This is a genomic window from Pseudomonas sp. RIT-PI-AD, assembly GCF_025642785.1.
GTDB lineage: Bacteria > Pseudomonadota > Gammaproteobacteria > Pseudomonadales > Pseudomonadaceae > Pseudomonas_T.
In genome coordinates this window covers 184,029-192,203 of the sequence record NZ_JANZKU010000009.1, presented here as the reverse complement: position 1 = coordinate 192,203, position 8,175 = coordinate 184,029, and the positions used below count along the sequence as shown (strand labels likewise).

General features: G+C 62.1%; 10 protein-coding genes and 1 pseudogene. 7 read left to right on the top strand and 4 right to left on the bottom strand.

Annotated features, from left to right (window positions below):
- The 5 genes and pseudogenes from OGL92_RS10695 to OGL92_RS10680 all read left to right on the top strand — a co-directional run.
- The coding region (locus OGL92_RS10695; RefSeq protein ID WP_263143570.1) for a hypothetical protein at nucleotides 1-202 on the top strand (202 nt) is incomplete at its 5' end.
- A gap of 194 nt (nucleotides 203-396) precedes the next feature.
- Nucleotides 397-819 carry a hypothetical protein gene (locus OGL92_RS10690; RefSeq protein ID WP_263143569.1) on the top strand — a complete coding sequence of 141 codons (423 nt, stop codon included), beginning with the start codon at nucleotides 397-399 and terminating at the stop codon, nucleotides 817-819.
- Nucleotides 820-1,087: 268 nt separating this feature from the next.
- A pseudogene (locus OGL92_RS22210) lies at nucleotides 1,088-1,309 on the top strand (transposase); the annotation flags it as partial.
- Nucleotides 1,310-1,320: 11 nt separating this feature from the next.
- Entirely contained in the window at nucleotides 1,321-1,587 is a 267-nt protein-coding gene (locus tag OGL92_RS22205; protein ID WP_346659495.1) for a transposase, read from the top strand.
- 154 nt (nucleotides 1,588-1,741) lie between these two features.
- Entirely contained in the window at nucleotides 1,742-4,102 is a 2,361-nt protein-coding gene (locus OGL92_RS10680) for a DNA polymerase II (RefSeq protein ID WP_263143568.1), read from the top strand.
- A 136-nt stretch (nucleotides 4,103-4,238) separates the two neighbouring features.
- Here OGL92_RS10680 and OGL92_RS10675 read toward each other — a convergent pair whose 3' ends face one another.
- The 4 genes from OGL92_RS10675 to OGL92_RS10660 all read right to left on the bottom strand — a co-directional run bounded on the left by OGL92_RS10675 (nucleotide 4,239) and on the right by OGL92_RS10660 (nucleotide 7,088).
- Complete coding sequence (locus tag OGL92_RS10675; protein ID WP_263143566.1) at nucleotides 4,239-4,562, bottom strand: hypothetical protein; 324 nt, start codon at nucleotides 4,560-4,562, stop codon at nucleotides 4,239-4,241.
- Entirely contained in the window at nucleotides 4,559-5,104 is a 546-nt protein-coding gene (locus OGL92_RS10670) for a thiamine pyrophosphate-binding protein (RefSeq protein WP_263143564.1), read from the bottom strand. The genes OGL92_RS10675 and OGL92_RS10670 overlap by 4 nt, the downstream gene beginning before the upstream one ends.
- On the bottom strand, nucleotides 5,101-6,294 hold the full coding sequence (locus OGL92_RS10665; protein WP_263143562.1) for a PepSY domain-containing protein: 1,194 nt from the start codon (nucleotides 6,292-6,294) through the stop codon (nucleotides 5,101-5,103). The genes OGL92_RS10670 and OGL92_RS10665 overlap by 4 nt, the downstream gene beginning before the upstream one ends.
- Nucleotides 6,295-6,647: 353 nt before the next feature.
- Complete coding sequence (locus OGL92_RS10660) at nucleotides 6,648-7,088, bottom strand: hypothetical protein (protein WP_263143561.1); 441 nt, start codon at nucleotides 7,086-7,088, stop codon at nucleotides 6,648-6,650.
- Between OGL92_RS10660 and OGL92_RS10655 the strand changes: the two genes are divergently transcribed.
- Nucleotides 7,087-7,707, top strand: coding sequence for a hypothetical protein (locus OGL92_RS10655; RefSeq protein ID WP_263143558.1), 621 nt, complete (start codon nucleotides 7,087-7,089; stop codon nucleotides 7,705-7,707). The two genes, OGL92_RS10660 and OGL92_RS10655, sit on opposite strands and share 2 nt — an antisense overlap.
- Nucleotides 7,704-8,054, top strand: a complete 351-nt coding sequence (locus tag OGL92_RS10650) for a ferric uptake regulator family protein (RefSeq protein ID WP_263143556.1) — start codon at nucleotides 7,704-7,706, stop codon at nucleotides 8,052-8,054. Before OGL92_RS10655 ends, OGL92_RS10650 begins: the two co-directional genes overlap by 4 nt.
- The last annotated feature ends 121 nt before the right edge of the window (nucleotides 8,055-8,175 follow it).

Here is an 8,175-nt window from a genome sequence, read left to right as displayed (position 1 = left end):
GTGGGGTGGATTGACCCACTGGGCCTCGCGGGCAGGATGGGGGGTAAGTAAATCTGGACACCATGCACCTTCGTTTAGAAAATCAGTAGGTAGGCCTTTTGAAATGAGCCGGAGTAATAAATGCTGGCCTACACTATTTCCCAAAGGAAAAGATCCAGAGTTAGAACATGAAAGGTTGCATGAGGCTGAAGAAAAACTGTAGGTAAGCGGCAAGGGCCATTCGAAGGAACGGACAAAGAGCTATTTGAAGCTTACGAAAAACCTATGCTGATCCAGCAATTAATGATATTAAAGTTTATTTAAGGTCTCCTGATGAGTCGGTAATGCTGCGTGAAAACTGTACACCTTTAGATGCTATTAAAAAATGCAAGAATGGCTTAAAGAGAAAGGTATGCTATGCAGTTAACTAATGATGGTTTGGATAAGTTTTTGAAGGGGCTGCTCAGTAAGGATTTTTTATCTAGTTATAATGATGAAGAAAAAATTATTGAATGCCTAGATTCACGTGATACCGATTCATTCGATTCGGAATGGGTAGAGATAGATAAACTTTTGACAGAGAAAATAGCAGACTCTTCGGATGGTAATCATATTGAATCTATCCAGGAACATTATAGGAAGGCTTTTTTCGAAAAGGTTATTCGTATCACTGGTTCAGCCGAACTGGCCAGCTATGTGTCTGAAGACATAGAGCTAATTATTGGGGCAGTATATTTTTCTATAGAAAATTGTTTTATATTTTCTCTAGTGGATAGCTATATGAAAAATATCGTGCCAGATAATAATATGGCTAGAGTGGATGCGTTGCCTAACTTTTAAGTTTTCCCTGTATATTGCAGCATGATTTTTTTGTCGTGCGGATATGATTATATGAGTAAAGGGCTTAACTAACTGATCTGTAGAGGATATTTGAAGGCTACCGTATTAAGGGAACTCTGAATTTCACTTCCCCAATCTGCTGAAATAAGCCGATCCCGCAGCCCGAGTATCCCGATGAAGCAGATGACCTTCCGACGCCGAGTGTGCCGGCAAGCGCAAGCAGACCCGCTCAGGTTGGCGCGGCCCGCGAGAAACAGGAGCGCAACGCCTGCAGCACGTTCTTGATCGTGGACGCGCAGAGCGTGAAGAACACGGATACGGCGGGCCAGAGGGCTATGACGCGGGCAAGAAGGTCTCGGGGATCAAGCGCCACATTGTCGTCGATACCCGAGGTTTCCCGAATGCCATCGCGGTGACAACGGCAGAGGTGACCGACCGCAAAGGCGCATTGCAAGCCCTGGATCGCTGCAAGCCGACCTTGGGGCAAGTACAAAGCCTGTTGTGCGACAGCGGCTACGCTGGAGAACCATTCGCCGAAGGCGTGCGAGAGGGCTTGGGCGAGCAGGTCACGGTACAGATCGCAAGCGCAGCGAACTGCACACCTTCAAGGTTATGCCCAAGCGCTGGGTTGTCGAACGCAGTTTTGCGTGGCTGGAGAAGAGTCGAAGGTTATGGAAAAACTGCGAGCGCAAACTCAACACCAGCTTGCAGCCCATCCATCTGGCCTTCCTGGCACTACTACTCAGAAGATCGTGGACAGGTTCTTAGACTAACGCTGTTCCGGTCACTCAAAGCCTGCTGCACCGAGGCATCTGGCAAGCCGCCGATCATCGCCTCGCGCGTCGGTGGAGTGGTGATGCACGACAGCCGAGTGCTCGGGGCACGTAGAATCCTCCGCTCGACAATGTCTGGATTCGGATTCGTGGATGTACAGCAGGGCTTCGTGCTCACCCGGCAATGGCGCGATACGCCCAGCGGTACGGAAGTAGAGTTCTGGCTGGCGACCGACGCCGGTCCGCGCTTCATTCGTTTGCCGCACCAGCCTTCGGTGGCGTTCATACCCGCCGAGCAGCGCTCGGAGGCGGAGACGCTGTTGCGCGGCGAGCCTGGCGTCGAGCTGCGGGCGCTGGAGCTGTGTGATTTTTCCCACCGCCCGGTGCTCGGTCTGTACTGCCGCCAGCATCGTCAGTTGATGCAGCTCGAAACCACGTTGCGGCGCGCGGGCATCGAGGTGTTCGAGGCGGATATCCGCCCGCCGGAACGCTACATGATGGAGCGTTTCATCACAGCGCCGGTGTGGTTCGGCGGTAAGCCGGATGGCGATGGCCGGCTGCTCGAGGCTCACATGAAGCCGGCGCCTGATTACCGGCCGCGGCTGCGGCTGGTCTCCCTCGATATCGAGACCACCGCCCGCGGCGAGCTGTACTCCATCGGCCTGGAAGGCTGCGGCGAGCGTCAGGTCTACATGCTCGGGCCGGCGAACGGCGAGCGCGGCTCGGTGGATTTCCGCCTCGACTACTGCGACAGCCGTGAACAATTGCTCGAACGGTTGAACGACTGGCTGGCCGAGCACAACCCGGACGCAATCATCGGCTGGAACCTGGTGCAGTTCGATTTACGCGTGTTGCACGAGCACGCGCAGCGCCTGCAGGTGCCCCTGCGGCTCGGACGCGGTGGCGAAGTCATGAGCTGGCGCGAACATGGCAGCCGCAGCCACTTTTTCGCGGCGGTTCCGGGCCGGCTGGTCATCGATGGCATCGAGGCCTTGCGCTCGGCGACCTGGAGCTTTCCGTCCTTCAGCCTGGAGAACGTTGCGCAGACGCTGCTCGGCGAAGGCAAGGCCATCGATAACCCTTACCAGCGCATGGATGAAATCAACCGCATGTTCGCCGAGGACAAGCCTGCGTTGGCGCGCTACAACCTCAAGGACTGCGAGCTGGTGACGAGGATCTTCGCCAAGACCGAGTTGCTGACCTTCCTCCTGGAGCGGGCCACCGTCACCGGTCTGCCCGCCGACCGCAGCGGCGGTTCGGTGGCCGCCTTCTCCCACCTGTACATGCCGCTGATGCACCGACAGGGTTTCGTCGCGCCCAATCTCGGCAGCCGCTCGCCGGAGGCCAGCCCCGGCGGCTTCGTCATGGACTCGCGACCGGGCTTGTACGAGTCGGTGCTGGTACTCGATTACAAGAGCCTGTACCCCTCGATCATCCGCACTTTTCTCATCGACCCGGTCGGCTTGGTGGAGGGCTTGCGACACCCGGGCGACGGGGAGTCGGTGCCGGGTTTTCGCGGGGCGCGCTATTCGCGGACTCGCCATTGCCTGCCGGCCATGGTGGCACGGGTCTGGGAAGGGCGCGAAGCCGCCAAGCGCGAGCACAACAAACCCTTGTCCCAGGCCCTGAAAATCATCATGAACGCGTTCTACGGCGTGCTGGGTTCGTCCGGCTGCCGCTTCTTCGACCCTCGGCTGGCCTCGTCCATCACCCTGCGTGGCCACGAAATCATGCGTCGGACGCGGGAACTGATCGAGGCCGAGGGCTACACCGTGATCTATGGCGACACCGATTCCACCTTCGTCTGGCTCAAGGACGCGCGCTCGGAAGAGCAGGCGGCGCATATCGGCAACGGACTGGCGCTGCGCATCAACCAGTGGTGGCGGGATCACCTGCGGCGTGAATTCGACCTGGACAGCGCACTGGAGCTGCAATTCGAAACGCATTTCCGGCGTTTCCTGATGCCCACCATCCGTGGCGCGGAGGAGGGCAGCAAGAAGCGTTATGCGGGCCTGGTCCGTCGCGCAGACGGTCGCGAGGACATGATCTTCAAAGGGCTGGAGACCGTGCGCACCGACTGGTCGCCCCTGGCCCAACGTTTCCAGCAGGAGCTCTACCTGCGGATATTCCATCGGCGCCCTCATCAGGACTACGTGCGCGACTACGTGCGGAGGACCCTGGCCGGCGAACTCGACGACCTGCTGATCTACCGCAAGCGCCTGCGTCGCCGGCTGGACGATTACACCCGCAACGTGCCGCCCCACGTGCGCGCCGCGCGCATCGCCGACGATTACAACGACCGGCAGCGCCGTCCGCGCCAATACCAGAAAGGTGGCTGGATCAGCTACGTGATGACGCTGGCCGGGCCGGAGCCGCTGGAAGTCCGGCAGGCCGCCATCGACTACGACCACTACCTCACGCGGCAGCTCCAGCCGGTGGCGGACGCCATCCTGCCGTTCGTACAGGACGACTTCGCCACGCTGGTGGACCGGCAGATGGGGCTGTTCTGAGCGCTTGGCCGTGGGCACCGGCTACCCAGCGGGGGCACCGAAACGAACGATGTGCCGCCAGCCCCTGGTGTGTCCGGTCGCCTCTTCGCTTGCTTTGCCTTGCCTGACCTTCGCGCGGCGGCTTTTCGCACAGCCCCTAGGGCGCGATGTCGGTGTGATCGACTTCGACCACGTAGCCCGGGCCCGCATCGAACAGCACATAGAAGGGACCGTCCGGACGCGTGAAGGTGAGGCTCGAGTCCGGTCCCAGCTCGCCGTGGAGGAGGATGGTCTCGTCTGGACCGATCACGTCCAGGGTCACGCCGGGCGCCGCGCCACCGCCGATGAAGCCGCCGGTGCAGCGGACCCGAGCGGCGTCCAGCGCCTTGCAGGTGCAGAAGGCGCCGTGGCCGAAGGCCAGGGGGGCGGACACGACGAGCAGCAGGCCAAGGGCGGCTCGATACCGAAGGATGGGGTTCATCGGGCGTTTCCTCCTTTGCCGAGCCAGGCGATCAGGGACGGCGAGGCTTGCTCGAGGGGAAGGGTGGCCTGGTGAACGGCGCCGTCCCAGCCCTCGACGGTGATCCATAACCTGTCCCCGGCACTCGCGCGTGGAGGAACCGGCACCTCGGCGATCAAGCGGTACGGATTGCCCGAGAGCAGGGCGCCGGCGGCACGCAGGCTGCGGGGTTGGCCGATGCGTAGATAGGCGGCCTTGATTTCTCCGCTACAGGTTTCGCACAGGGCCACGACGAACGCCTTCATGTAGCCGGCCTGGCCTTCGTCCTCCGGGTCGCCGACTTCCCACTCGGCCAGGCGCAGCGTCCAGGGGCCGACGGCCAGTTCGCCGATCTCCCGCTCGCCGAGGCCGAGCTTGCCGCTGAAGCGTGCCTGGTCGTGGAGGTATTTGGACATGAACACCAGCGGGACGACGAGCAGCAGCGCATTGAGATGAAAACGCCAGCGTTGCCAGAGGCGTTTGGCCGGATGCTCGGCTACGGGGGCGGCGTTGTTCCGGCTCATGCGCTGTGCTCCGCGGTCGGGGCGCCGGAAGGCGCACGGGGTTCGCGCGGCGGGCGCGCCTTCTTGAATGGCTTGGCGGTGGCCAGCGCCGTGCGCTTGGTCCAGATCAGCAGGCCGCTGAGGACCATCAGGCTCAGCAGCAGGCCGAAGAAGAACCAGATCAGCTTGACCGCGAGCCCGCCGAAATCGCCGTAGTGCAGCGGGTACATGGAGTCGATGATGAAATCCGCCAGGGGCCTGTCGCCTTTGAGGTAGGTATTCATCACCCGACCGCTGTAAGGGTCGAGGGAGGCGGATTGGTACATCAGCGGGTACCAGTCGCGTCCGCCGACGTGCAGCACGTCATAGGCGTTCTCGGGCATGCCGATATAGCTGACTTCCAGGCCGGGGATGGCCTGTTCGGCCAGTTTCGTGGCTTGGTCCAGGTCGAGGCGCGCGACGCCGTCGCCTGTCGCCGATGTCGGTACCGCCTCGCGGGCGTTCACCACCGGGGCTTCGATGGGCGTGACGCTCAGTTCCAGGTCCGAGAGGATCGCCCGGAGCAGGAACCAGGTACCGGTGATCGAAATGACGGCGATGAACCAGATCGACCAGATGCCGGCAAGCCGATGGAAATCGCCCCAGAAGATCCGCGCCCCTTGGTTGAAGCGCAAACGTGGCGTGAGGAAACCGCGCCAGAAGCGCTTGTAGACCACCAGCCCGGTGACCAGGGAGGCGAGCATCAGCGGGCCGAGCAGGCAGACCATGTACCAGCCCCAACTGAAGCCGTGAGTGAAGGGCACCAGCCACCAACCGTGCAGCGCCCGGGTGAAGCCGCGAAAATCGAAGTCCGGTGCGCTGCCCTGGATCCGCCCCGTGTAGGGGTCCACGTACAGCACCGCGGAGCGCGCGTCGGGATAAGTCACCGACGCGCTCAGCGCGAAATGCGACTCCTCCGGTTTGCGCAGGCTTTCGACGACCATCGTCGGTTCCTGCTCGGCCAGCGCCTGCAGGATGCGCTGGTAACTGAGCGGCTGGGCGTCGTCCGAGGGCGCGCTGGCGCGGATCTGCGGAGTGGCCAGCCAGACGATCTCCTGGCTGACCACCGCCAGGGTGCCGGTGAGGCATACCAGCAACGCGAATACCCAGATCGGCAGCGCGAGCCAGCCGTGGACGAGGAACCAGATTTTCGAGCGGGACTTCTTGGACATGGGCGGAGGACTTCTGCCGGCAAAGTGGAGGTGAAATGTCGCCCTCACGGAAGCGGCGAGGAATGGCCGCGGTATCGAGCACGCGGGTCTGAAACGGGACATGCCTCACCGGGCCGGACGACCGGGCCGTAGGATACGGACGAAGGGTGGGGACAGGCGCCTGCGCAGATGCAAGAAAATGTGTCCAAAAGCTAATGAGAACGCCTATCGGCTCGAAAGGTTGGCGTCCGATGCCTCCTCGGCCGCTCGTTCGGAACCTCAGCGGCGATGGCTGAGGCGAGCCGGCGTCTTTCGAGTGGCCATGCCAGTGGCCGAACGCTGGCCAGCGTCAAGCTCGCCCCTGTGGGAGCGATTCATCCCCCGGCGCGATTTCGCTGCGTCTTGGTCTCGAACCGCTCCTGCTGCCACGAGGCAGGCTTCATCGCCCCCTCCATAGGGTCTTGGCGAGCCTTTTTCGTTACCGTCCGATCCCGCTCGAGCGCCGCGTTTTTTTCGACGCGAGTTGGAGCGCGGCTTTCCAAGGCTGCCGCAACGTCACGGGCACCGGAGCTTCCACCGTGCAGGGATACGGGCTCGAGAAAGATGATCGAGCGCTCCGAAAAGGGCCGCGCAGCCGCTCCGGACAGGCAGGATCTTTCGTCCCGCGTCCGATGCCATGCATCGTCAAATCGAATCTTCGAGGCGCTTGGGGTGCGGGTTTTTCCGGTTTCATACGTCTTGTAAGGAAAGCATCCGATTTTTTGCGGGATCGCGCTCGCGAGATACGGCTGCATGAATAAAAGGAGTTTCTGCATGTCCCTGTTTCCTCGCCAGGCGGTGCTGTTCGGTGCGGCATCGTTCGTCTTGCCCTTGGCACACGCCGATTACCTTTGGCTGGAGCGCGGCTCCGAACCCGCGGCGTACGCCTATCTGAGCGAGTTCCAGCCAGGGGAGCATCTGCCTCTCGCAGGGCTGCAAGCACCCAAGGCTGCGCTCGGCACCGGCAAGGAGGTCGCGTTGCAAGCCAGCAGCGACGCTTATACCTTGCAGGGGCCGTTCCCGGGCGATCTGCGGGTCACCGCCAAGCGATCCGATGGAAAACGACTGACCCTCTACGAGGCGCGTGAAGGCCGCGACGAGACCCGCGCGGCGAACGACCTGGAGTTGGTCCCCGTCGCGCCTGGGAGCAACCAGTTCCGCCTGCACTGGAAGGGCTCCGTGGTCGCCGCCTCCCAGGTCAATGTCCATACCGGCGCGGAATGGGCGCGAGTCCTGAAGCCTGCCGCCGATGGCAGCGTGACCCTCGACACACCCTTTCCCGGTCGCTACGTGCTGGAGGTCACCGCCCAGGTCAATGGCGAGGCCACCGTCGACGGCCAGCGCTACGACAGCGTGGTGCATGTCGCCACTCTTTCTTTCCAGGTGCCGAAATGACCCTGGCGGCACCGGCTCTGGCCGTGGACAACCGTGCATTACGCCGCCTGATGCAACGCGTCGGCCTGCGCTGCAGCCTGCCGCGGCTGAAAATCCTCGATGCGCTTTGCACCGGCGACAGCGTGTCGGCCCCGGAGCTGCACGCGCGCCTGCTGAGCTGCGACGTGCCCATCACGCCCAGCTGTGTCAGCCAGGTGCTGCGTCGCTTGCACCAGCGGGGATTGCTGCGTCGCGATGCGCAGAAGCGCTACACCCTGGCGATCGCCCTGGCGGAGATGGAGCACGAGGGGGCTGCAACCTTGGACGACGCTGCGCAAGGCCTGGCGTTCGGAGCCGGCCAGGCCTGAAGGAAGGCCGTGGCCAGCGATCGAAGCGCGCTGCTGGCTCATCGGTATCCGCCGTCGCCAAGTCAATTCGGGCGGCCGGATTGCCTCGCTTCGCCGGGCGGCGCGATTGCGTCGCCTGGCG